Source organism: Streptomyces sp. NBC_00376 (assembly GCF_036077095.1).
GTDB lineage: Bacteria > Actinomycetota > Actinomycetes > Streptomycetales > Streptomycetaceae > Streptomyces.
This window is the reverse complement of the sequence record NZ_CP107960.1, coordinates 2,142,343-2,167,402: the sequence shown is the minus strand read 5'-3', so window position 1 is coordinate 2,167,402 and position 25,060 is coordinate 2,142,343. Positions and strand designations below refer to the sequence as shown.

Here is a 25,060-nt window from a genome sequence, read left to right as displayed (position 1 = left end):
ATGCGTGGGGGAGTGGTCCGGGTGCCCGGTTTCGGTGGAGCGGTGATTACCGAGATCTTCGCGGAGTGCGTGACGCGGGCGCCTGGCGCGCTCGCCGTGGTGTGTGCCGACGAACAGGTGTCGTACGCGGAGCTGGACGCGCGGGCCAACCGGCTCGCGCACGCCCTGCTCGCGCGGGGCATCGGCGCCGGCGCGCGGGTGGGCGTGTGCCTGCCGCGTGGTGTGGAGCCCGTCGTCGCCCTGCTCGGGGTGCTCAAGGCGGGTGCGGCAGCGGTGCCGCTCGACCCCGAATACCCGCTGGACCGGCTGGAGTTCATGGTCGCCGACTCGGGCATCGCGGCCGTACTGACCGATGCCTCGACCGCACCGCTGATGCACCGGGTGGGCGCGCCCACGCTGCTGGAGATGACCGACACCATCGGACAGCCGGCGACCGATCCGGCCGTTCCGGTGTTTGCGCAGAGTGCGGCGTATGTGTTCTACACGTCGGGTTCGACGGGTCGTCCGAAGGGTGTGGTTCTGCCGCACGAGGGGTTTGTTCGGGTGGTGCGTGATCCGAATTTCGGTGTTCGTGCGAGTGATGTGGTGTCTCAGTTGAGCACTCTGTCCTTTGATGCGGGTGCTCTGGAGGTGTGGGGTGCGCTGCTGAATGGTGCGGCTCTTGCGGTGTCGGTGGAGCGGGTGTTGTCGGTGGAGGAGTTGGGGGGGTTTGTTCGTGTTCATGGTGTGAGTGTGATGTGGTTGACGGCGGGTCTGTTCCATGAGGTTGTGGATGCGGATGTGCGTGTTCTTGGTGGTGTGCGTGTGGTGATGGCGGGTGGTGATGCGCTTTCGTCCCGTCATTGTCGGCGGGTGTTGGACGAGGTGCCGGGTGTTCGGCTGGTGAATGTGTACGGGCCGACGGAGGTTTCGATCATGGCGACTTCGCATGTGGTCGAGGGGTCGGTGTTCTTGGGTGGTGCGGCGCTGGATACGGGGGTGTGGGTGCTTGATGAGCGGTTGTGTCCTGTGGGTGTGGGTGTTGAGGGTGAGTTGTATGTGTCGGGTATTGGGTTGGCGCATGGGTATGGGGGCCGGGCTGGGATGACGGCGGGGCGGTTTGTTGCGTTGCCGGGGGGTTCGGGTGAGCGGATGTACCGGACGGGTGATCTGGTGCGGTGGACGGCTGAGGGTGTGCTGGATTTTGTGGGTCGGGTGGATGACCAGGTGAAGGTGCGTGGTTTCCGGGTGGAGTTGGGGGAGGTGGAGGAGGTTCTCGCGGGGTTCCCGGGGGTTTCGCGTGCGGTGGTTGTTGTGCGGGGTGATGCGGGTGGTGTGAAGCGGTTGGTTGCTTATGCGGTGGTGGAGTCCGGGGCCGGGGCCGAGACCGGGGCCGGGGCTCGTGTTGGGGCTGGGGCTGGTGTTGGTGTTGATGGGTCGGTGTTGCGGGGGTTTCTTGCGGGGGTGTTGCCGGATTACATGGTTCCGTCGGTGTGTGTGGTGGTGGATGGTCTGCCGTTGACGGCGAACGGGAAGGTGGATCGTCGGGCGTTGCCGGAGCCTGATCCGGTGTTGTTGTGTGGTGGGGAGTATGTGGCTCCGCGTGGTGTGCGTGAGGGGGTTGTGGTTGGGGTGTTCGCGGAGGTGCTGGGGTTGGAGCGGGTGGGTGTGCGTGATGATTTCTTCGGGTTGGGTGGTGATTCCATTCGTGCGGTTCAGGTTGTGTCGCGGTTGCGTCGTGCGGGTGTGGTGGTTCCGGTCCGGGTGTTGTTCGACTGTCGTACTGCGGAGGGTGTTGCCGCTGCGGCCGGGGTGGCTGACGATCAGGTTGGTGATCAGGTTTCCGGTGGGGTGGGTCTGGTGCCTGTGGGGCGTGGTGGGGTTGTGCCGTTGTCGTTCGCGCAGGCTCGGGTCTGGTTCGCCGCGGAGATCGATCCGGAGGGGACCGAGTACAACACCGGTGGTGCTGTGCGGATCCGGGGTCCGTTGGACGTGACAGCACTTGAGTCGGCTCTCGGTGCTCTTGTCGTGCGGCACGAGTCCCTTCGTACGACCTTCGCGACCGTCGACGGGCAGGGCGTCCAGGTCATCCACCCCGCCACCCCCGTCACTCTCCCGGTCCGTGAGGCCACCGACGAAGAGGCCGCCGCCGCCGTGCGCGCCGAACTCGAAACCCCCTTCGACCTGAGCACCGGGCCGCTGCTGCGTCCACTGCTGCTCAGGACGGCCGAGGACGAGCACCTTCTGGTCCTGTCGATGCACCACATCGTCACCGACGGCTGGTCCGTGAACGTGCTGACCCGAGAGCTCGCCGCGCTCTACGCCGGTGAGCCGCTGCCCGAACTCCCCGTCCAGTACGCCGACTACGCCGTCTGGCAGCGCAGGACGCTGACCGGTCCGGTCCTCGACGAGGGTCTGGCCTACTGGCGTGAGCAGCTGGCCGGCGCCCCCGTCCTCGACCTGCCCACCGACCGGCCCCGCCCCGCCGTCCGCACCCGCGCGGGCAGCACGTATGACACGGAGCTGCCCGCCGAGCTGGTCGACCGGTTCGCCGAGGTCTGCCGGACCCGGGGCGTCACCCTCTTCATGGGTCTGACGGCAGCCGTACAGCTGATGCTCGCGCGCACCACCGGCCAGCGCGACGTGGTCCTCGGCACCGCCACCATCGGCCGCGACCGGCCCGAACTGGAGGACGTGCTCGGCTTCTTCGTCAACACGCTCGCCCTGCGGACCCGTATCGACGAGGCCGCGACCGGCACCGAACTGCTCGCCTCCGTCCGTGAGACCGTCCTGGACGCCTTCGCCCACGCCGAGATGCCCTTCGACCGGGTCGTCGACGCCGTGGTCTCCGAGCGCGACCCAGCCCGCACCCCCCTCGTGCAGGCCATGATGGTGCTCCAGACGAGTCCCTGGAAGTCGGACGGGGTGCGCGGACCGAGCTTCGCGGCCGCCGATCTTCCGCGCCAGGACGCGCAGTTCGAGCTGACCTTCGAGTTCTGGGAGCACGCCGATGGCATGCGGTTCTCCCTCAACCACAACACCGATCTGTTCGACGCCACCACCGTCCACTCGATGGCCGAGCACCTGACCGAGGTCCTGGGCGTCCTCGCCCGGACGCCCGAACTGCCGCTGTCCCGCATCCCCCGGCTCCCCGCCTCCGAGCGCACCCTGGTCCTCGACGACTGGGCGCAGGGCCCCGACGGCCCGGACGGAGCCGTGCTCACCGACGTGTTCGCCGAGCAGGTCGCCCGCGCCCCCGAGGCCGTGGCCCTGGTCTGCGGCGACGAGCGCACCACCTACGGCGAGCTCGATGCGCGCACCAGCCGCCTCGCACACGCCCTGCGCACCCACGGCGTGGGCCCCGAGACCCGGGTCGGGGTCTGCCTGCCCCGCGGCACCGAGCCGATCGTGGCGCTAATGGCCGTGCTCAAGGCAGGCGGGGCCTTCGTCCCGCTCGACACCAGCTATCCGGCCGAGCGCCTCTCGTACATGGTCCAGGACTCCGGCGTCGAACTGCTGCTGGCCGACGCCTCGACCGCCGCCACCGTCCCCGGCGCCGGTACCCCGGTCCTGCTCCTCTCCGAACTGGAGGACCTCGCCGCCGTGTGCTCCAAGGGCATCCAGAGCCCGCCGCAGGTCGCGCTGGCCCCGCAGAACGCCGCATACGTCTTCTACACCTCCGGATCCACCGGCCGCCCCAAGGGCATCGTGCTGCCGCACGCCGGAGTGCTGCGGGTGGCCCGTGACCCGCGCCTCGGAACCACGGCCGCCGATGTCGTCGGCCAGTTCGCGACGCTGTCCTTCGACGCGAGTGCCCTGGAGATCTGGAGCGCCTTCGCCAACGGGGCCGCGCTCGTCGTCTCCACCGCCCGGGTCCTCTCCGTGGAGGAGCTCGGCACGCTTCTGCACGGCCGGGGCGTGACCGTGGCCTGGCTGACCGCCGGCCTGTTCCACGAGGTCGTCGACACCGATGTGACGATGCTTTCAGGGCTCCGGCTGCTGATGGCGGGCGGCGACGCGCTCGCGCCGCAGCACTGCCGCACCGTGCTCGAACGGCTTCCGCAGGTCCGGCTGGTGAACGGGTACGGGCCCACGGAGACCACGGTCTTCGCCGCCGTCCACCCGGTCGAGGCCGGCTCCGTCGGTGCGTCCGTGCCGATCGGTTCGCCGCTCGGGCGCACCGGAGCCTACGTCCTGGACAACTGGCTGCGCCCGGTGCCCGCCGGGGCCGCGGGCGAGCTCTACATCGCCGGCGAGGGCGTGGCACGCGGATATGTGGGCCACCCCGGGCTGACGGCCGGACGCTTCCTTCCCTCGCCGTTCGGCGGGCCCGGTGAGCGGATGTACCGCACCGGCGACGTGGTGAGGTGGCTGCCGGACGGGCAGCTGGAGTTCGTGGGGCGCGCCGACCATCAGGTCAAGGTGCGTGGTTTCCGGATCGAGATCGGTGAGATCGAGTCGGCGCTGGCCGCGCATCCTGATGTCACTCAGGCCGTGGTGACGGTTCGGGAGGGGCGCAACGGGGCCAAGCGGCTGGTCGGCTATGTGGTGGGTGACCGGGTCGATCATGCCGGGATGCGTGAGTTCGTCGCCAAGTCCCTGCCGGACTACATGATTCCGACCGCCTTCGTGGTCGTGGGCACCTTCCCGCTGACCGCCAACGGCAAGGTCGACAGGAGGGCCCTGCCCGAGCCCGACCTCGGCACCGCCCTGGCCAAGGACCATGTCGCACCGCGGACCCGGACCGAGCGGATAGTGGCCCGGGCGTGGGGAGACGTCCTCGGCGTGGAGCGGGTGGGGGTGCAGGACAACTTCTTCGAGCTGGGTGGCGATTCGATCCTGAGTATTCAGGTCGTGTCGCGGTTGCGGCGGGCGGGTCTGGTGGTCTCGCCGCAGGATGTCCTCGTCCGGCAGACCGTGGCCGGGGTCGCGGCGGTGGCCCGGGAGGCCGGGGCCGTGGACGCGGGGCCGGCCGTCACGGGCCCGGTCGTGCTCTCGCCGATCCAGGAGTGGTTCCTGGAGACACACCCGGTGGCTCCGGACCATTTCGGGATGTCGATGCATGTGAGGTTGGCCGGCGGGGTCGACGAGGAGGTGCTCGCGCGGGCGGTTCCGGTGGTGTTGTCGCATCACGAGGGGTTGTGGGTGCGGTTCTCCAGGACTGCGGAGGGCTGGTGTCAGCGTGCCGGTGGGCCGGTGCGGGTTGTTGTGGAGCGTGGTGTCGGGGGTGTGGTTCAGGAGGGGTTCCGTCTGGAGGGCGGTCCGTTGGTGCGGGTGGTGCTTTCCGGGGACCGGTTGCTGATCGCCGTGCATCACATGGTGGTGGATGGTGTGTCGTGGCGGATTCTGCTGGAGGACATCGCTGTTGCGTACCGGCAGTTGGCCGCCGGTGAGGACGTGGTGCTGGATGAGACGTCGCTGTCGTTCCCGGCGTGGACCGCCAGGCTCGCGGCGCATGATTTCTCCGGTCAGGCGGAGTACTGGACCGAGGTCCTCGCGAGCACCGAGCCCCTCTTCGACGATGTGCCGGCCGGGACCAACACCGTGGCGGACACGGCGATCGAGACCGTGACCCTGTCCCGGGCGGAGACCGAGGCGCTGCTCCAGCGGGTTCCGTCGGTCTTCCGTACGCAGGTCAACGACGTTCTGCTGGCCGCCCTGGGCCGTGCCCTGGGGGAGTGGTCCGGCCGTGACCGGATCCTGGTGGACGTGGAGGGCCATGGCCGCGAGGAGGCCGTGATCGGGGCCGATGTGTCCCGAACGGTGGGCTGGTTCACGTCGATCTACCCGGTGGCGCTGGGTTCGTCAGGGGACTGGCGGGAGCAGATCCGTTCGACCAAGGAGATGCTGCGGGCCGTGCCCGACCGGGGCATCGGCTTCGGCGCACTGCGCCATCTGCACGGCGCCGACCTCGCGGACCCCGCACAGATCAGCTTCAACTACCTCGGCCGCTACGACGCCATGGGCGACCCCGATGTCTTCGCCGGCATGCTCCCGGTCGACGGCGACCACGCCCCCGCCGACGAGCGCCCGCACGTCTGGGACGTCGTCAGCCGCGTCCAGGACGGGCAGCTGCGCATCGACCTCCACCACCCGGCCGCCGCCCACGACGCCGCCCGCGCCCGGGAGTTCGCCGCGCGCTACCGCGACGCCCTGCGTGAAGCGGTGGCGTACTGCCTGACCGACGGTACGGGTGGTCGTACTCCGTCCGACTTCCCGCTCGTGGCCTGGGACCAGGCCACGGTGGACCGGGTGGTCGGCACCGGGCGTGGCATCGCCGACGTGCACCCGCTCTCGCCCATGCAGCAGGGGCTGCTCTTCCACTCGCTGGAAGACGACTCCGGGACGGCGTACGTCGAGCAGATGTCCTTCGTCCTCGAAGGCGCCGACGATCCCCAACGGCTCGCCGCAGCCTGGCAGGAGGCCGTCAACGCCTCCGACGCCCTGCGCGTCTCCGTCGTGTGGGACCAGGCCGACGAACCCGCCGCCCTGGTCCATGAGCGCGTCGAGATCCCCGTCCACACCGAGGACTGGACGGCACTGGACGCCGCCGCCCGCGCCGAACGCCTCGCGGACCTCCGGCGCGGCGACTTCCACACCATCCGGCTCGGCCACGCACCGCTGATGCGGCTGTCCCTCGCCACCCTCGGCGGCACCCGCGTCCAGTTGGTGTGGACCTTCCACCACCTCCTGCTCGACGGCTGGAGCACCCCGCAGCTGCTGGACGACGTCTTCGCCCGCTACGCCGGCGGCACACCGCAGGTCCGCGCCCCCTACCGGGACTACCTGGCCTGGCTCGACGCCCGCGACACCGATGCCGACCGGACGCACTGGCGCACCGTACTGGCCGGCTACGACACGGCCCTCACCCTCCCCGCCGACCCGGACGCCGGGCCGGCCGACGGCATCCGCCATCTCGACGTCGAGCTGCCCGGCACCCTGCCCACCGAGATCGGGGAGTTCGCGCGCCGTCACCGGCTGACCGTGAACGCGGTGGTCCAGGGCGCCTGGGCGCTGCTGCTCTCCGCCTGCTCGGGCCGGAACGACATCGTCTTCGGTGCCACCACGTCCGGGCGCCCGGCCGACCTGGCCGAGGCGGAAGGCATGCTCGGCCTGTTCATCAACACGGTTCCGGTACGCACGGTCCTCGACCCCGCCACCCCGGTCGTCCAGTGGCTCCAGCAGCTCCAGGCCGAACAGTGGGAGTCCCGCGCCCACGAATACCTCTCGCTGCCCGAGCTCACCGCGCTCGCCGACCTGCCGGCCGGCACCCGCCTCTTCGAGAGCGTCCTGGTCTTCGAGAACTACCCGGTTGCCGACGACCTCGCGGCCCGCCACGGTCTCGCCGTCACCGAGGCGGACGCCGCCGTCCAGGGCGGGGACTACCCGCTCTCGCTGACCGCCTTCACCGGCCGCCAGCTCGTCGGCGACAACGCCCCGGGCGTCTCGCTGCGCGTGTCCTACGACCCCGCGGTATTCGGGGACACGGCCGCGCGGCGGCTCTCCGAGCGGCTCGCCACCCTGCTCCGCGGCCTGCTCGACGAGGAGAGCCTGGCCCGCATCCCGCTGCTCACCCCGGCCGAGCGCGACCGGTTCACCGCCGGCACCGGCACGGCCTCCGGGCCCGCCGGCCGGCCGCGCCCGACCGTGACCCTGCCCGGCCTCTTCGAGGCCCAGGCGGCCCGCCGGCCCGAGGCACCCGCCGTGGTCGACGGGGGCACCGTGCTCTCGTACGGCGAACTGGACGCCCGCGCCAACGGCCTGGCCCACCGGCTCGCCGACAGCGGCATCGGCCCCGAGACCGTGGTCGGCGTCAGCCTGCCGCGCGGCGTCGACTGGCTGGTCTCGCTGCTCGCGGTGGCCAAGACGGGCGCGGTCTACCTGCCGCTCGATCCGGCCCACCCCGCCGACCGGCTCGCCTTCATGGCCGCCGACGCGGGAGCCCGGCTGGTACTCGGCAACTCCGCAGCCCCGGAGCTGAACGCGGTGGACCTCCTCGCCCTCGGCCCGGAGACCAGCCCGGTCCCACCCGTCCGCCCCGGCCACCCGGACGCGGCGGCCTATCTCATCTACACCTCCGGCTCCACCGGCACCCCCAAGGGCGTCTCCGTGACCCACCGCGGCCTGCGCGACCTGGGTGCCGCCCACGCCCGGGCCCTGGACCTCGACGGCGACTCCCGCATCCTGCAGAGCGTCTCCCTGGGCTTCGACGTCGCCATGGGCGACCTCGTCAACGCCTGGACGGTCGGCGCCGCCCTGGTGCTCGCCGGACCCGACCAGACCGTCGGCGAGCCCCTCGCCCGGCTGCTGGAGGAGCAGCGGATCACCCACGCCATGCTGCCGCTCGCCGCGCTCTCCACCCTGCCCGACATACCGCTGCCGCACCTGCGCGCACTGGTCTCCGGTGGCGAGGCGATGCCCGCCGAGATCCCCGCCCGTTGGGCGCCCGGCCGGATCCTGGTCAACGCCTACGGGCCGACCGAGACCACCGTCGCCGCCACCCTCAGCGACCCGCTCGCCCCGGCCACCGCCACGCCCCCGATCGGCCGGGCGATCGACGGCGCCCGCGCCTTCGTGCTGGACGGCTGGCTACGGCCGGTGCCCGACGGCACCGCCGGCGAGCTCCACCTCGCCGGACCCGGCGTCGCCCGCGGCTACGCGGGCCGCCCGGGCCTGACCGCGAGCGCCTTCGTGGCCAACCCGTTCACCGGCGGCCGCATGTACCGTACGGGCGACCTCGTACGGCGGCGTACAGACGGCCAGCTGGAGTTCCTCGGCCGCACCGACCACCAGGTCAAGGTACGCGGCCACCGCATCGAACCGGGCGAGGTCGAGGCCGCGCTGACCCGGCACCCTGCCGTGTCCCAGGCGGTCGCCGTGGTCCGCGAGGACCAGCCCGGCACCCGGCGGCTCGTCGGCTACGCCGTCGCCGACGGCGCCCATCCGGCCGAGCTGCGCGAGTTCGTGGCCCGCTCGCTGCCGGAGTACATGGTCCCGGCCGTCTGCGTGGTCCTGGACGCCTTCCCGCTCAACGCCAACGGCAAGGTCGACCGCAAGGCCCTGCCGGCCCCCGACCTGTCCACCCTCGTACGCGAGTACATCGCGCCCGCGACCGAGGCCGAGCGTGCCGTGGCCACCGTCTTCGCGGAGGTGCTCGGCGCCGAACGGATCGGCGCGGCCGACGACTTCTTCGGCCTCGGCGGCGACTCGCTGCTCAGCATCCAGGCCGTCTCGCGCTTGCGCCGGGCCGGCTACCCGGCCGCCGTCCGCACCCTCTTCGACCACCCCACCGTCGCCGCCCTGGCCGCCGAGATCGGCGCGGCCGACGACCTGCCCGGAGCCTTCGGCCCGGACGCCCCGCCGGCCCCGGCCGCGCGGGACGGTGGCGTGCTGCCGCTCTCGTACGCCCAGCGCAGGCTGTGGTTCGCGGCCGAACTCGACCCGGAGAGCACCGAGTACAACTCCGGCGGTGCCCTGCGGCTGACCGGCCCGCTGGACCTCGCCGCACTGCGTGGGGCCCTGGACGCCCTCGTCGCCCGGCACGAGCCGCTGCGCACCACCTTCGCGGAAGCCGACGGCGAGGTCGTCCAGCTCATCGGGCCGGCCGCCCCCGTCGACCTGCCGGTCGTCCGCTGCGCGCCCGCGGACGTCCCCGGGCGGATACGCGCCGGACTCGGCGTCGTCTTCGACCTGCGCACCGGGCCGCTGCTGCGCCCCACCCTGCTCAAGGTCGCCGACGAGGAGCACATCCTGGTCCTCGCGATGCACCACATGATCACCGACGGCTGGTCGATGGGCGTCGTGGTCCGCGAGCTCGACCTGCTGTACCGGGGCGTCGAACTGCCCCCGCTCGCCCTCCAGTACGCCGACTACGCCGCCTGGCAGCGCGAGCGGCTGACCCCGGAGGCACTCGCCGCGGGGCTCGACCACTGGCGCGCGCGGCTGGCCGGCGCACCCGTCTTGGAACTGCCCACCGACCGGCCCCGCCCGGCCGAGCGCACCTGGGCCGGTGCCCTGGCGGAATTCGAGGTCCCGGCCGAGGTCGTGGCCCGCTTCACCGAGGTGTGCAGGGCCCGCGGAGTCACCCTGTTCATGGGGCTGGTCGCCGCCGTGCAGCTCGTGCTGTCGCGCTACAGCGGCCAGCAGGACGTGGTGGTCGGCACCGTCACCTCCGGCCGCGACCGGGCCGAACTCGAAGACCTGATCGGGTTCTTCGTCAACACGGTCGCCCTGCGCACTCGGATCGACGAGCAGCGCAGTGTCGCCGACCTGCTGGCCGCCGTACGGGAGACCGTGCTGGACGCCTTCGCCCACGAGGAGATCCCGTTCGACCGGGTCGTGGACGCCGTCGTCACCGAACGCGACCCCAGCCGCACCCCCCTGGTGCAGGCCCTGGTCAGCATGGAGACCACACCCCGGCCCACCACCGGCGCCGGACTGACCTGGCAGGACCAGCCCTTCGACGTCGACACCGCGCAGTTCGAGCTCGCCGTGGACTTCGCCGAGCGCGACGGCTCGCTGACCGCGGTGATCAACTACAACACCGGCCTGTTCGACGAGGCCACCGTCCGCGGACTCGGCGCCCACCTGGCGACCGTGGTCGGCGAGATAGCCGGCCCCGACAAGCCGCTCGCGGACGTCCGCATGCTCACCCCCGAGGAGGAGCACACCCTCACCCACGGCTGGAACGACACCGCTCAGAACATCCCGGAGCCGCTGCTTCCGGAGCTGTTCGCGGCCCAGGCCGCCCGCACGCCCGACGCCGTCGCCCTGGTCCACGGCGAGGAGCGGCTGACCTTCGCCGAGCTGGACCGGGCCGCCGGCCGGCTGGCCCACCGCCTGCGCGAGCGGGGTGCCGGACCCGACACCGTCGTCGGCATCTGCGCCGACCGCGGCACCGACGTGGTCGTCGCCCTGCTCGGCATCCTCCGGGCCGGTGCCGCCTGCCTGCCCATCGACCCCGGCTACCCGGCCGACCGGGTACGCCACATGCTGGCCGACTCGGGCGCGGCGACCGTCCTCGTACAGGACCACCTGGCCGACCGGTTCGCCGACTACGAGGGCATCCTGCTGACCCCGGACCGCGGATCCGAAGGAGACCCGCAGGCCCCCGCCGTACCCCGGCTGACCGCCGACCACCTCGCGTACGTCATCTACACCTCCGGCTCCACCGGTCTGCCCAAGGGCACCCTCATCCGGCACGGCGCCTTCCGGAACCTCTTCGCCCACCACCGCCGGCGCATGTTCGAGCCCACCTCCCGGGGCCGGCAGATGCGGATGGCCCAGACCGCCTCGATCTCCTTCGACGCGTCCTGCGTCGCCCTGCTGTGGCTGGTCGGCGGCCACCAGCTGCACCCCGTCGACCACGAGACCCACATCGACCTGCGGGCCTTCCGCGACTACCTGCGGGACGCGCGGATCGACGTCATCGACGAGGCGCCCACCTACCTGCGCGAGCTGATCGCGGACGGGCTGCTGGCCGACGAGACCCATGTGCCGAGCGTGATCGTCTTCGGCGGCGAGGCGGTCGACGGCCAGATCTGGGACACCCTGCGGGCCCACCCCGAGGTCACCGCGTACAACTTCTACGGGCCCACCGAGTGCACCTGCGACTCGCTGACCTGGACCGCCCGGGGCAGCGAACGCCCCCTGATCGGCCGCCCGGTCGGCAACGCGCGCGCCTTCGTGCTGGACGCCCGGCTGCGCCCGGTCCCGGCCGGGGTCGTCGGCGAGCTGTACATCGAGGGCGCCGGCCTGGCCCGCGGCTATGTCGGCAAGCCGGGCCTGACCGCCGGACGGTTCGTGGCCTGCCCGTTCACCGGCGGGCGCATGTACCGCTCGGGCGACCTGGTGCGCTGGACCCGCGAGGGCACCGTCGAGTTCCTCGGCCGGCGCGACGACCAGGTCAAGGTGCGTGGCTTCCGCATCGAGCTCGGCGAGATCGAGACCGTACTGGCCCGCCACCCCGCGGTCACCCAGGCCGTGGTGGTGGCCCGCGAGGACCAGCCCGGTGTCAAGCGGCTGGTGGCCTACGTGGTGGGCACCGGCGGCGCGGACGGTGCCGACGCGGCGGAGCTGCGCGGCTACGCAGCCGACGCCCTGCCCGACTACATGGTCCCGGCGGCCTGGCTGCTGCTGGACGCCTTCCCGCTCAACCAGAGCGGCAAGGTGGACCGGCGCGCCCTGCCCGCCCCCGACCCCGCGGCCCTCGCGAACGCGTACACCGCACCCCGTACGGCGGCCGAGAAGACCGTGGCCGCGGTCTGGGCCGACGTACTCGGTCTCGAACGGATCGGCGCGCACGACAACTTCTTCGACCTCGGCGGCGACTCGATCCTCTCCACCCGGGCGGTCTCCCGGCTCCGTGCGGCCGGATACGACACCAGCGTGCGCGACCTGTTCAACGCGCCCACCGTTGCCGGGCTCGCCCCCCTGGCCACACCCACGCGTGAACCCGCCGACCCCGTCCGACCGGTCGCCCGCGACGGCGCGCTGCCGCTCTCGTACGCCCAGCGCAGGCTGTGGTTCGCGGCCGAACTCGACCCGGAGAGCACCGAGTACAACTCCGGCATCGCGCTGCGGCTGACCGGGGCGCTGGACCTCGTCGCACTGCGCGGGGCGCTGGACGCCCTGGTGGCCCGGCACGAGTCGCTGCGCACCACCTTCACCACCGCCGAGGGCCAGGGCGTCCAGATCGTCCACCCGGCCGCCCCGGTCCCGCTGCCGGTGGTCGAACCCGGCGCCGAGGGCGCCGACGCACTGGTCCGGTCCCTGTTTGCCGAGGTCTTCGACCTGCGCGGCGGACCGCTGCTGCGGCCCACCCTGGTCCGGACCGGCGACCGGGACCACATCCTGGTCCTGTCGATGCACCACATCGTGACCGACGGCTGGTCGATGAACGTGATCACCCGGGAGCTGACCGGGCTGTACGAGGGCCGCACCCCGGCCGAACCGCCCGTCCAGTACGCGGACTACGCGGTCTGGCAGCGCGAGCGGCTGACCCCCCAGGCGATGGAGCACGCCCTGGACTACTGGCGCGAACAGCTGGCCGGTGCGCCCGTCCTGGAGCTGCCGACCGACCGGCCGCGCCCCGCCGAGCGCACCACCCGCGGCGCGAGCTTCCGGACGGTGATCCCGGCCGGACTGCTCGCCCGCTTCACCGAGGTCTGCCAGGCCCGGGGCGCCACCCTGTTCATGGGCCTGACCGCGGCCGCGCAGCTGCTGCTGTCCCGCTACAGCGGGCAGCAGGACGTGGTGCTCGGCACCGTCACCTCCGGCCGCGACCGGGCCGAACTGGAGGGCCTGGTCGGCTTCTTCGTCAACACCCTGGCCCTGCGCACCACCATCGACGAGAACGCCACCGGCACCGCGCTGCTGTCCTCGGTGCGCCGCACCGTGCTGGACGCCTTCGCCCACGCCGAGGTGCCCTTCGACCGGGTCGTCGACGCCGTGGTCACCGAACGCGACCCCAGCCGCAGCCCGTTGGTCCAGGCGGTCATCAGCTACGAGAGCCCGGCCGAGGGCCACGGCGCGGCCGCCGCCGCGCCGGCCGCGCTGAGCTGGTCGGACCACCCGCTGGAATCCCGGACCTCGCAGTTCGACCTCACCTTCGACTTCGGCGAGAGCGACGGAGAGTTCCAGGCCCACCTCGTCCACAACACGGACCTGTTCGACGAAGCCACGATCCGCCGTATGGCGGGCCACCTGGTCACCATCCTCACCGCGCTCGCGGACGACCCCGCACGCACCCTGTCCGACCTGGAACTGCTCTCCGAGAACGAGCGGCTCACCCTGCTCCACGAGCGGAACGCCACCGGCTCGGACATCGCACCGCTGTCGCTGCCCGCCCTGTTCGAACGGCAGCGGTCCCTGCGGCCCGCCGCACCGGCCGTCGTCACCGACACCGGGACCTGGACCTACGCGCAGATCGACGACCGGGCCACGGCCCTGGCCCGGCGGCTGCGGGCCGAGGGCGTCACACCCGAGACCGTCGTCGGGGTGTGCCTGCCGCGCGGCGCCGACTGGATCACCGCACTGCTCGCCGTGGTGAAGGCGGGCGGGGTCTACCTCCCGCTCGACCCCGAATACCCGGCCGACCGGCGGACGTTCATGCTCACCGACTCCGGTGCCCCGGTGGTGCTCACGGACGGGGACCGTGCCGGGCTGCTCGACGCCACGGCGGCGCGCACCCTGCTGGTCGACGACGGAGAGGGACACGAGGCCGCTCTCCAGGGCCGGGACGGACCCGGTCCGGTCTCGCCGGACGCGGGCGCGTACCTGATCTACACCTCCGGATCGACGGGCGTCCCCAAGGGCGTGCTGGTCGGCCACCGGGGTGTGGCCGCCTTCGCCGCCACCCAGGCGGACCGCTTCACGATCACCCCCGAATCCCGGGTGCTCCAGGTAGCCTCGGCCAACTTCGACGCCTCCGTCATGGAGATCCTGATGGCCTGGTCCGTGGGCGCCGCCCTGGTCCTGCCCGCCCCGGGCAGGGTCCTGGGCGAGGAACTGGTCGAGGTGCTCACCCGGCAGCGGGTCACCCACGCCATGGTCCCGCCCGCTGCGCTGGCCGGCGCGGGCACCGCGGAACTGCCCGAGCTGCGCACCCTGGTGGTGGGCGGCGAGGCCTGCCCGCCGGAGCTGGTCGACCGCTGGGCACCCGGCCGCGCCATGTACAACGCGTACGGGCCCACCGAGATCACCATCTCCGCGACCATCAGCGAGCGCCTCGCGCCGGGCACCGTCCCGCCCATCGGCAGGCCGAACCTGGACACCAAGGTGTACGTCCTCGACACCTGGCTGCGCCCGGTGCCGGCCGGGGTCCCCGGCGAGCTGTACGTCACCGGCGCGGGCGTGGCCCGCGGCTACCTGGGCCGGCCCGCCCTGACCGCGAGCCGCTTCGTGGCCTCGCCCTTCTCGGCGGAGCGGATGTACCGCACCGGGGACGTGGTGCGCTGGCTCCCCGGCGGGCAGCTGGAGTTCGTGGGCCGCGCCGACGACCAGGTCAAGATCCGCGGCTTCCGCATCGAGCCCGGCGAGATCGAGAGCGTCCTGGCCGCCCACCCGGACGTGCGCCAGGCGGTGGTCCAGGTCCGCGAGGACCAGCCGGGTGTCAAGCGCCTCGTCGCCTACGTCACCGGGGACGCCCCCGGTGCCGCCCCCGACCCCGAGACGCTGCGCGAGCACACCGCCCGATCGCTCCCCGAGTACATGGTCCCGGCGGCCTGGGTGGCCCTCGACACGATTCCGCTGACCGCCAACGGCAAGCTGGACCGGCGCGCCCTGCCCGCCCCCGGGCTGCCGGCGCGCGGGGACACGTACACCGCACCGCGCACCGACGCCGAACGCACCCTCGCCGGGGTGTGGCAGGCGCTCCTCGGCGTGCCGGAGGTCGGCGTCCACGACAACTTCTTCGACCTCGGCGGCGACTCCATCCTCAGCATCCAGGTGGTCGCCCGGGCCAGGGACGCGGGCCTCGCGGTCTCCACCAAGCAGCTGTTCGCCGCGCCCACCGTGGCGGCCCTGGCCGAGCTGGCCGTCCAGGCCGGTCCGGGCAGCGGCGCGGAAGGCCCCGGGGACACCGGCCCGGTCACCGGCGATGTGGCCCTGACCCCGATCCAGCGCTGGTTCCTGGACGGGGAGCGGGGCTCGTACGACCGGTTCACCATGTCGGCCTACGCCGAACTGGCCGAGCGGCCCGACCGCGATGCCCTCCGGGCTGCCGTGGGGGCCCTGTACGAGCACCACGACGGGCTGCGTTCGCGCTTCACACGCACCGGTGGCGGCTGGCAGCAGAGCGTCGTGGAGCGGGAGGACGGCAACTGGTTCACCTGGTACGACCTGTTCCAGGAGGAACCGGCCGCCCGCGCCGCCGAGATGGAACGGCAGCTCGCCCGCGCGCACGCCGGCCTGGACATCACCCACGGACCGCTGCTCAAGGCACTCGTCTTCGACCAGGGCGTGGACCTGCCGGTCCGGATCGCCCTGGTCGCCCACCACCTGGTCGTCGACGTCGTTTCCTGGGGCGTGCTGCTCGCCGACCTGGCCCGCGCGTACGAGCGGATCGCGGCGGGGGAGCGGCCAGGCCCGGGCGCCCGGACCACCTCCTTCCAGGAGTGGTCGGGCAGGCTCGCCGAACTGGCCCCGGCCGGCCGCTTCGACGGGGAGATCGCGTACTGGCAGGAGGCCGAACGGGTGCCGAGGCTGCCGGGCTCCGGCTCCGCGGCCAACACCGCGGGCTCCGAGGACACCGTCTCCGTGCGGCTGGACGGTCGGACCACTGCCGCCCTGCTCCAGTCGGCGCCGGGGGCCTACCGGGCCCGGGTCAACGAGGTGCTGCTCGCGGCCCTCGGCCGGGCGCTGGCCGACTGGACCGGCCAGGACCGGGTGGCGGTGGCCCTGGAGGGCCACGGCCGCGAGGAGGCGGTGGTCGAGGGCGCCGATCTGTCGCGCACGGTCGGCTGGTTCACCACGGTGTTCCCGTTCGCCTGGAACGTGTCCGTGGGCGAGGGCTGGCGGTCCGCGGTGGCGGGGGTCAAGCGCGGCCTGCGGGCGGTGCCGCACAAGGGCCTGGGCTACGGGGTCCTGCGCCATCTGCGCGCGGACTCGCCGTTGGGCCGGCCGCTGCCGGACGTCAGCTTCAACTACGTGGGCCGGTCGGACGGGTTCGACCCCGGCTTCTACGCCGGCCTGCTGGAGGACCCCTCCGCCACCCAGAGCGGCGCCGGGGCGCGTGCTCACCTGCTGGATGTCGTGTGTGGTGTGCAGGACGAACGGCTGACCATCGGAATCTCATATTCGACGGCAGTGCACGACCGTTCGGACATTGATCGACTGGCGGCCCGGCTGGGTGATCTTCTCCACGATCTCGCCGACAGCAGCACCGCGCCGCGGGCATGAAAAAGACCCCGGCCCGCAGTCGCTCGCGGGGGATTGAGCGCTGCGGGCCGGGGAGCCCTTTTGCCCCTGGAATGAAGACTACGCAGGGAATTTACGGAGGGCATTACCCTGAGCCCCCCATTCGGTGGTGGAGCCAGCTCCACCACCGAAAGTGCAGCTTACGCGCTTACCCGGACCCCTCGCCCCTCGGTAGTTTCTGCAATATCACTCGATGCACTGGAGGTCCCCGGAAATGACTGCCAATGAGACCCCGGAGGGTTGTCGCTCACGGGATATCTCGCCCTACGCCCTGGAAATGGACGCCGTCTCGATGTCGTACGGACCGCTGCCCGTCCTGAGCGAGGTGACGATCGGGCTGGTACGCGGCGGGGTGACCGCCGTGATCGGCCTGCCGGGATCGGGGAAGAGCACCCTGCTGGCCTGCGCCACCGGACGCCAGACACCCACCTCGGGCTGGGTGGGCAGGCACGACCGGATCGTGACGCCCGACCCGGTGGAGTGGGAGCGGCTGCCCGCCGCCGACCGGGACCGGCCCGAACTGCTGGTCGCCGACGACCTGGAGGAAGCGCAGCACCTGTACTCGGCGATGGACCTTGAGGACGAGGCCCGGACCGTACTCGTGACGACGTCGGCGGCGGCCGTTGCGGCCGCCGCCGACGTGGTGCTGTTCCTGGTGGACGGCCGGCTCGCCGACGTCATGTGCGACGCCCCCGCCGACGGGATCGCCGCCCGTCTGGCACAGCTCACCGACCGCGGCTGACGGGCGGCCCCGGCCCTGCGGGCCGAGGCCGTCGGCTACATGTGCGCCCGCGCCAGGTCCCGGTGGTGGAAGCCGTCCAGGAGGGCGGCACCGAGCGGGGTGAGCGAGTGGCGGGCGGTGTTGAGCCGCCGGTGCGTGGTGATCAGTCCGGCGCTGCGCAGCACGGAGGTGTGCTGGCTGGCGGAGGCGGCCGAGATGCCGATGCGGCGGCCGAGTTCGGTGGTGGTGCAGCTCTCGGTCAGGCTCTTCATGATGGCCGCCCGGGTGCGTCCGACCAGCGGGCCGAGCGCGTCGGCCGCGTTCTGCTCGGCCGCGGGCGCGGCCAGTACGGCCTCGGCCGTGCCGCCCGCGACCGGGTACGCGAGTACCGGCGGCCGGTTCCGGCCGGCCGCCGGGATCAGCACGGGACGGTCGTACAGGAAGAGCGACGGGGCCAGTAACAGGCCGGCCCCGCCCGGGACGACGTCCTGCGAGCGGTGGCTGGGTATCTCCAGCACACCGCCGCTCCACCGCACCATCGGGTGCACGGTGGACAACAGCCTTTCGATGCCGCCGGCCAGCACGGTGCGGCCGCGGGCGGTGCAGTCGGCCTCCAGGGCGGCCGAGACCCGGTCCCAGTAGGGCGCGAGCGCCACCTTGTGGAAGTCCTCCAGCATCGCGACCAGGTTCTGCCGCTCGGTCCCGGTCTTCGGGTTCGCCGCGTTCTCGGCCATGTGCAGCAGGTCGGGGACGGGGCGCAGGGTGCGGGCCAGCGTCAGCAGGGACCAGGAGCGCCGGCCGAGCCGGCCGGTGGTCCGCTGGCGCCAGGACGCGTAGTCCTCGCCGCCGCCCTGACGGGCCAGCAGGTCAAGGGCGAACAGCGTCTCCACGAGGGGGCGCTCGGCGACCTTGACGACTGTGCGCGCCAGGTCCTGGGCGGAAAAATGCACGCGTTGCATGGCGGAAGGCACTCCATGATCGAAGAAGGGGCCGGGTACCGTGCGGCGGCTCAGGAGCCGGACGCCGTGCCGCCCCGCGGTTGGAAGGGGCAGCGCCATTGCTCGTCGGTTGCCGAGCCGGAGTACTGGCGGGCGTCCGACGCCTCGCCGAACTCGGTGAGGTTGGGATTGATGGAGTGCTGCAGCCGCTCTTCGCGCTGCCGGATACGGCGCTGGAGGCCGTAGTAGACGCCTGACTGCTTCAACCGCCGGAACTGGTGGTTGGAGTTGAAGGCGAGCGCGGGGCCGTCGTAGCGGCGGGAGATCCGGGAGGCGTGCTCGTGCATGCCGACCACGAAGAACGGGTGCCCGGCCAGACTGAACGCGAAGTCCGGCGAGGCCGGGTCCTCGGCGACGTCCGGTGCCCAGGCGAACCCCCGGTCGAGGTCGAGGTGGTGCAGGTCGGTGAGCTGCTGCCACATCAACTCGTCGAATTCCGGCTCGGTGAGTCCGTTCGGTTCCTCGAACACGGCGACGAGCGTCGCGAAATTCTCGTGCGGGGACAATTCCTCGGAGACGAATTCGGAAATCGCCGTGTGCAGGTCCGACGTGGTGTCCGAGCTGCCCATCTTGCCCAGTTGAACGAGCGTCAGAGTCTTTCGGCGTACGGCCGATTTGGCCGCCAGGCACGAGAATTCCTCGCCCATTATCCAGCCCGCCAGACGGCGGTGAGCCGGGTCTTTCATAATTCCCCCTTGCCGGAATGTGCACCGTGTTCAAACGACATGCACCTCCTCCCCCATGCAGCGTCGCCCACTTTAGACATCGGCTTGTTTCTTTGCAACGTGAGTAATTCGCATTTCCCGGTATGAGTTCTTCTCCATCCGGAATATGAATTCTTCACTGTTACCGGCCGGAAACTTGCCCTCCGGGGAGGTATCGGCGCAGGTGGGCGGCGTCCGCCGGGTCGCGGTGGGGTGCCCGGGGATCCTTCGGCGGAAATTGAAACTCATGGTGCGTACCCGGCCACGGGGCTACGGTCCGGTCCGGACACCCCCTCCCGACGCAGTACCGAAGATGACCGAATTCACTTGGAGGACACCTGTGTCGGCCCTCACCGAAGCCGCCGTCGAGGCGACAGCCGCGGCCCCGCCCGCGACTCATCCCGCGGCCCAGCCCGCGACCGTGCCCGACCGGGCCACCACCGCCGCACTGGGCCGGACCCACGAAGTCGTCCCGCTCCGCCAGGAGTTCCTGACCGACACCCTCACCCCGGTCGCCGCGTTCGCGCTGCTCTGCGGGTCCGACGAGCCCGGATTCCTGCTGGAGAGCGTGCCCGTCTCCGGCGGCTTCGCCCGCTACTCGTACGTCGGCCACCGCCCGGTCCCGCTGGACCTGCCCGACGGCGACCCGCTGGCCGCCCTCGAAGCCCGGCTCGCCGCCTCGGAGGCGCCCGTAGCAGGCCTGCCGCCCTTCCACGGCGGCGTCGTCGGCTACCTCGGATACGAATCCGTACGCCACTTCGAGCAGTTGCCCGTTGCCGCGGGACCGCCGCCCGGACTCCCCGAGTCCGCCTTCCTGGCCGCCGACGACCTGATCGTCTTCGACCACGCCACCCAGCGCGTGCTCCTGATGACCCTGCACCGGCCGGCCGCCGAGGAGTACGAGGAGGCCGTCGAGCGGATCGAGCACATGGGGCGGCGGCTGCGCGAGCCGATCCCGGGCCCCCGGTTCTCCGGCCGCCCGATCCTGCCGGCCGGTCCGGCCGCCGACCCCACGGCCGGCTGGACCGCGAACCTCACCGAGGAGGCCTTCCGCAGCAGTGTCGAACGGGCCAAGGAGTACATCGCGGCCGGCGACGCCTTCCAGATTGTGCTCTCGCGGCAGCTGAGCCGGCCACTGCGCGCCGAGCCGCTCGACCTCTACCGGCACCTGCGGGCCACCAACCCGTCGCCGTACATGTACCACCTGAGCCTGGGCGCCGGCCGGCACGTCATCGGGGCCTCGCCCGAGCTGCTCGTCAAGGCCGAGGGCCGCCGGGTGGAGACCCGGCCGCTGGCCGGCACCCGGCCCCGGCACCCGGACCCGGAGACCGACCTCGACCTGGAGTACGAGCTCCTCGCCGACGAAAAGGAGCGCGCCGAGCACGTCATGCTCGTCGACCTCGGCCGCAACGACCTTGGGCGGGTCACCGAGACCGGCAGCGTCACCGTCGACGAGATCATGCGCGTCGAGCGGTTCTCCCACGTGATGCACCTGTCGTCCACCGTCTCCGGCCGGCTCGCCGAAGGCCGCACCGTGCTGGACGCGCTGCGCTCCACCTTCCCCGCGGGCACCCTCTCCGGGGCCCCCAAGATCCGGGCGATGGAGATCATCGCCGAACTGGAGCCCCAGCAGCGCGGCGTCTACGGAGGCGCGCTCGGCTTCGCCGGCCACGACGGCCTCGCCGACTTCGCCATCGTGCTGCGCACCATGGTCGTCGCCGACGGGCAGGTCCATGTGCAGGCCGGAGCCGGCATCGTCGCCGACTCCGACCCCGGCGCCGAGTTCCGCGAGACCCTCCACAAGGCGGGCGCCGTGATCACCGCCGTCAATCGGGCGGAGGCCCACGCATGACGACCCCGCCCGCTGCGCCCCGCGTCGCGGTCATCGACAACTACGACTCGTTCACCTACAACCTGGTGCACTACCTCGGCGAGATGGGCGGCGCCCCGCACGTCTTCCGCAACGACGCCACCACCCTGGACGAGCTCGCCGCCCACGACCTCCTGCTCATCTCGCCCGGACCGGGCGCCCCCGCCGAAGCCGGCCTCTCCGTCGAGGCGGTCCGGGCGCTCAGCGGCCGGCTGCCCATCCTCGGGGTCTGCCTGGGCCACCAGGCCATCGCCGAGGCATTCGGCGCGACCGTCGTACGTGGCACCCCGGTGCACGGCAAGACCTCACCGGTCCACCACGACGGCAGCGGCGTCCTCGCGGCCCTGCCCGACCCTTTCACCGCCACCCGCTACCACTCGCTGGTGGTCGACCCGGACAGCCTCCCCGCCGTTCTCACCAGCACCGCCCGCACCGCCGACGGCACCCTCATGGGCCTGCGCCACCGCGAACACCCCACCTTCGGCGTGCAGTTCCACCCCGAATCGGTGCTCACCCCCGAAGGTAAGCAGCTGATCGCCAACTTCCTGGAGTGTCACGTTGATTGAGCTGCTGAAGACCATCACCAGGCGCCCGCTCACCGAGCCGGAGGCCGCCGCCGCCATGCGTACGATCATGCGCGGCGAGGCCACCGGCTCCCAGATCGCGGGCTTCGCCCTGGCCGTCACCGTGCGCGGTACCTCGGTGGACGACCTGACCGGGATGGCCCGCGCCGCCCAGGAGTTCGCGACGCCCGTGCCGTTCGACGGCGACGTGCTGGACACCTGCGGCACCGGCGGCGACGGCCTGAACACCTTCAACATCTCCACCGCGTCCGCGATCGTTGCCGCCGCCTGCGGCGCCCGGGTCGCCAAGCACGGCAACCGCAGCGCCTCCTCGGCCTGCGGCAGCGCCGACGTCCTGGAGGAGCTCGGGGTCCGGATCGATCTCGGGCCCCGGGCGGCCGCCGCCTGCCTGGCCGCCACCGGCATCACCTTCCTGTTCGCGCCCGAGTTCCACCCGGCCTTCCGGTACACCGCCGCCCCGCGCCGCGAACTCGGCGCCCGCACCGTCTTCAACCTGCTGGGCCCGCTCTGCCACCCCTCCGGAGCCCGGCTGCGCACTCTCGGCGTCCCCAGCGCCGACCTGGTCGAGCCGATGGCCGAAGTGCTGGCCCGGCTCGGCGCCCGGCGCGCCATGGTGTTCCACAGCGAGGACGGCATGGACGAACTCAGCACCGGGGCACCCGCCCGGGTGGTCGAGCTGCTGCCCGACGGCAGCCGCGACGCGTACCGCTTCGACCCCGCACGGCTGGGCCTGCGCCCGTACACCCCCGCCGACCTGGCCGGCGGCGACCGCACCGTCAACGCGGCCATCATCCGTCGCGTGCTGGCCGGCGAACCGGGCCCGGCCCGCGAAGCCGTGCTGCTCAACGCCGCCGCCGCACTGCGCGTCGCCGGCACGGCGGACAGCTGGCCCGCCGCCCTCGGCCTGGTGGCGCGGGCGCTCGACCGCGGCGACGCCGAAGCCCTGCTGGCCCGCTGGGCCACCGTCTCCCGGCAGCTCGCCGGGGCCGAACTGGAGGTGTCCGCGTGACAACCGCACCACCGACCGGCATCCTCGCCACCCTGGTGGACGAGGCCCGGCTGCAGACCGAGCGCCGCCGGGCCGTCCGTCCGCCGGCCGAACTCGCCGCCCGGGCAGCCGCCGCACCGGCACCCCGGGATTTCATCGCGGCGCTGCGCGCCCCGGGGCTCGGCGTCATCGCGGAGCTGAAGCCCCGCAGCCCTTCCAAGGGCCCGCTCACCCAGGACTACCGGCCGGCCGAACTGGCCCGCGCCTATGCCGCCGGCGGGGCCGCGGCCCTCTCCGTCCTCACCCACGAGGCCGGATTCGGCGGCACCCCCGAACACCTGGCCGCCGCACGCGCCGAGGTGGACATCCCAGTCCTGCGCAAGGACTTCGTCGTCGACGAGTACCAGATCACGGAGGCCCGCGCGTTCGGCGCGGACGCGCTGCTGCTCATCGTCGCCGCGCTGCCGGCCGCCCGGCTGGCCGAACTCGTCGTGGCCACCCGGGAGCTGGGCATGGAGCCGCTGGTCGAGGTGCGCGACGAGGTCGAGGTGGACATCGCGCTCGCCGCCGGTGCCACCGCCATCGGCGTCAACCACCGTGACCTGCGGGACTTCCGGATCGACCGGACGCTGTCGGCCCGGCTGCGCGAGCGGATCGGAGCCGACCGGACCGGAACGGGACCGGTCATGGTCGGCGAGAGCGGTGTACGCGGGGCGGACGACGCCCGCGCACTCGAACGGGCCGGAGTGAACGCCGTCCTCGTGGGCGAACTCCTCATGCGAGCCGAGCACCCCGGTGCCGTGATCAAGGAGCTGATCGGATGACCATCACCAGCCTGCCGTCGACCACTGCGACCCCCGCGGGGCCGGCCGCCGGTCCCGGGTCCCGGGCCCCCGGTTCCTGGACACCGGGATCCTGGCGCGCCCTGCCCGCCGCACAGCAGCCCGACTGGCCCGACACCGAGGCCCTGCAGCGGGTGGAGAACGCCCTGGCCCTCCAGCCTCCGCTGGTCCTGCCCGACGAGATCATGGGACTGCGCGGCGCCCTCGCCGGTGTGGCGGCCGGCCGGGGCTTCCTGCTCCAGGCCGGTGACTGCGCCGAGCGGTTCACCTCCTGCACCGAGGCCGGCGTCCGCAGCAAGCTCCGCGTGATCCTTCAGGTCGCCGTCCTGCTCACGTACGGATCGGGCCTGCCAGTGGTGAAGGTCGGCCGGATCGCCGGCCAGTTCGGCAAACCGCGCAGCAGCCCGACCGAGGTGGCCGACGGCCTCGAACTCCCCACGTACCGGGGCGACATCGTCAACGCCCCGGAGTTCACCGCCGAGGCCCGCCGCCCCGACCCGGACCGGATGCTGCGCGCGTACCACCACTCCTCCGCGGCCCTCAACGTCCTGCGGGCCCTCACCCTCGGGGGCTACGCCGATCTCGGCCAGGCCCACGGCTGGAACCAGGAGTTCGTCCGGCGCAGCGCGGCCGGCCGCCGCTACGAGAGGGCCGCGGACGACGTCGGCTGGGCGCTGCGCTTCATGTCGGCGTGCGGTGTGGACACCCGCGCCCAGGCAGCGCTCCACCAGATCCAGCTCTACACCTCGCACGAGGCGCTGCTCCCGCACTACGAGCAGGCGCTGACCCGCTACGACGAGCACCGCCGCACCTGGTTCGACACCAGTGCCCACATGCTCTGGATCGGCGACCGCACCCGTCGTCCCGACGGCGCCCACGTCGAGCTGCTCTCCGGTGTTGGCAATCCGGTCGGCGTCAAGGTCGGCCCCGGCACCACCCCGGCCGGTCTGCGCGAACTGTGCGAACGCCTGGACCCGGCTCGTGAGCCCGGCAGGCTGGTCCTGATCACCCGGCTCGGCGTCGGCAGAGCCGCCGAGCTGCTGCCGTCGTTGCTGCACGCGGTCCGCTCCACCGGTCACAACCCGGTGTGGGCCTGCGACCCCATGCACGGGAACACGTTCGTCTCCGAGAGCGGCTACAAGACCCGCCGGCTCGGCGACATCACCGCCGAGATCGGCGAGTTCTTCGCCGTACACCGGGAAGAGGGCACCCACCCCGGCGGAATCCATCTCGAACTCACCGGTGACGACGTCACGGAATGCCTCGGCGGAGATCTGGAAGAGATCGTCGACCGCCACCTCGGCACCCGCTACGAAACCGCCTGCGACCCACGCCTCAACGCCGTCCAGTCCATCGAACTGGCCTTCGGCGTCGCCGATCTGCTCAGGGCCCAGTACTCCGCCTGAGCGGTGCGATTAGACGTGGGCTTAACGACCTTGTGACTCCGATCCGGCCGG

9 protein-coding genes are annotated in these 25,060 nt (G+C 72.3%); 7 read left to right on the top strand and 2 right to left on the bottom strand.

What is annotated here, in order from left to right; all coding sequences use genetic code 11:
* Complete coding sequence (locus tag OG842_RS09640; RefSeq protein ID WP_266729230.1) at positions 1–16,878, top strand: non-ribosomal peptide synthase/polyketide synthase; 16,878 nt, start codon at positions 1–3, stop codon at positions 16,876–16,878.
* Positions 16,879–17,110: 232 nt separating this feature from the next.
* Complete coding sequence (locus OG842_RS09635) at positions 17,111–17,638, top strand: ATP-binding cassette domain-containing protein (RefSeq protein ID WP_266729229.1); 528 nt, start codon at positions 17,111–17,113, stop codon at positions 17,636–17,638.
* Positions 17,639–17,673: 35 nt separating this feature from the next.
* On the opposite strand, the gene OG842_RS09630 is transcribed toward OG842_RS09635, so the two are convergent.
* Both OG842_RS09630 and gntA read right to left on the bottom strand, forming a co-directional pair.
* Positions 17,674–18,576, bottom strand: a complete 903-nt coding sequence (locus OG842_RS09630) for a winged helix-turn-helix domain-containing protein (RefSeq protein WP_266729228.1) — start codon at positions 18,574–18,576, stop codon at positions 17,674–17,676.
* 50 nt (positions 18,577–18,626) lie between these two features.
* Complete coding sequence (gene gntA, locus OG842_RS09625) at positions 18,627–19,301, bottom strand: guanitoxin biosynthesis heme-dependent pre-guanitoxin N-hydroxylase GntA (protein WP_206433612.1); 675 nt, start codon at positions 19,299–19,301, stop codon at positions 18,627–18,629.
* 331 nt (positions 19,302–19,632) lie between these two features.
* On the opposite strand from gntA, the gene OG842_RS09620 reads away from it, so the two are divergent.
* Genes OG842_RS09620 through OG842_RS09600 form a run of 5 tightly spaced genes read left to right on the top strand, consistent with a single transcriptional unit; the run spans position 19,633 to position 25,009 of the window.
* Positions 19,633–21,171 (top strand): anthranilate synthase component I family protein, encoded by a 1,539-nt coding sequence (locus OG842_RS09620; RefSeq protein ID WP_266729227.1) that lies wholly within the window; start codon positions 19,633–19,635, stop codon positions 21,169–21,171.
* Entirely contained in the window at positions 21,168–21,755 is a 588-nt protein-coding gene (locus OG842_RS09615; protein ID WP_266729226.1) for an anthranilate synthase component II, read from the top strand. The genes OG842_RS09620 and OG842_RS09615 overlap by 4 nt, the downstream gene beginning before the upstream one ends.
* Positions 21,748–22,782 (top strand): anthranilate phosphoribosyltransferase, encoded by a 1,035-nt coding sequence (gene trpD / locus OG842_RS09610; protein WP_266489921.1) that lies wholly within the window; start codon positions 21,748–21,750, stop codon positions 22,780–22,782. The genes OG842_RS09615 and trpD overlap by 8 nt, the downstream gene beginning before the upstream one ends.
* Positions 22,779–23,585 (top strand): indole-3-glycerol phosphate synthase TrpC, encoded by an 807-nt coding sequence (gene trpC, locus OG842_RS09605; protein ID WP_266729225.1) that lies wholly within the window; start codon positions 22,779–22,781, stop codon positions 23,583–23,585. The genes trpD and trpC overlap by 4 nt, the downstream gene beginning before the upstream one ends.
* Positions 23,582–25,009, top strand: a complete 1,428-nt coding sequence (locus tag OG842_RS09600; protein ID WP_266729224.1) for a class II 3-deoxy-7-phosphoheptulonate synthase — start codon at positions 23,582–23,584, stop codon at positions 25,007–25,009. The genes trpC and OG842_RS09600 overlap by 4 nt, the downstream gene beginning before the upstream one ends.
* The last annotated feature ends 51 nt before the right edge of the window (positions 25,010–25,060 follow it).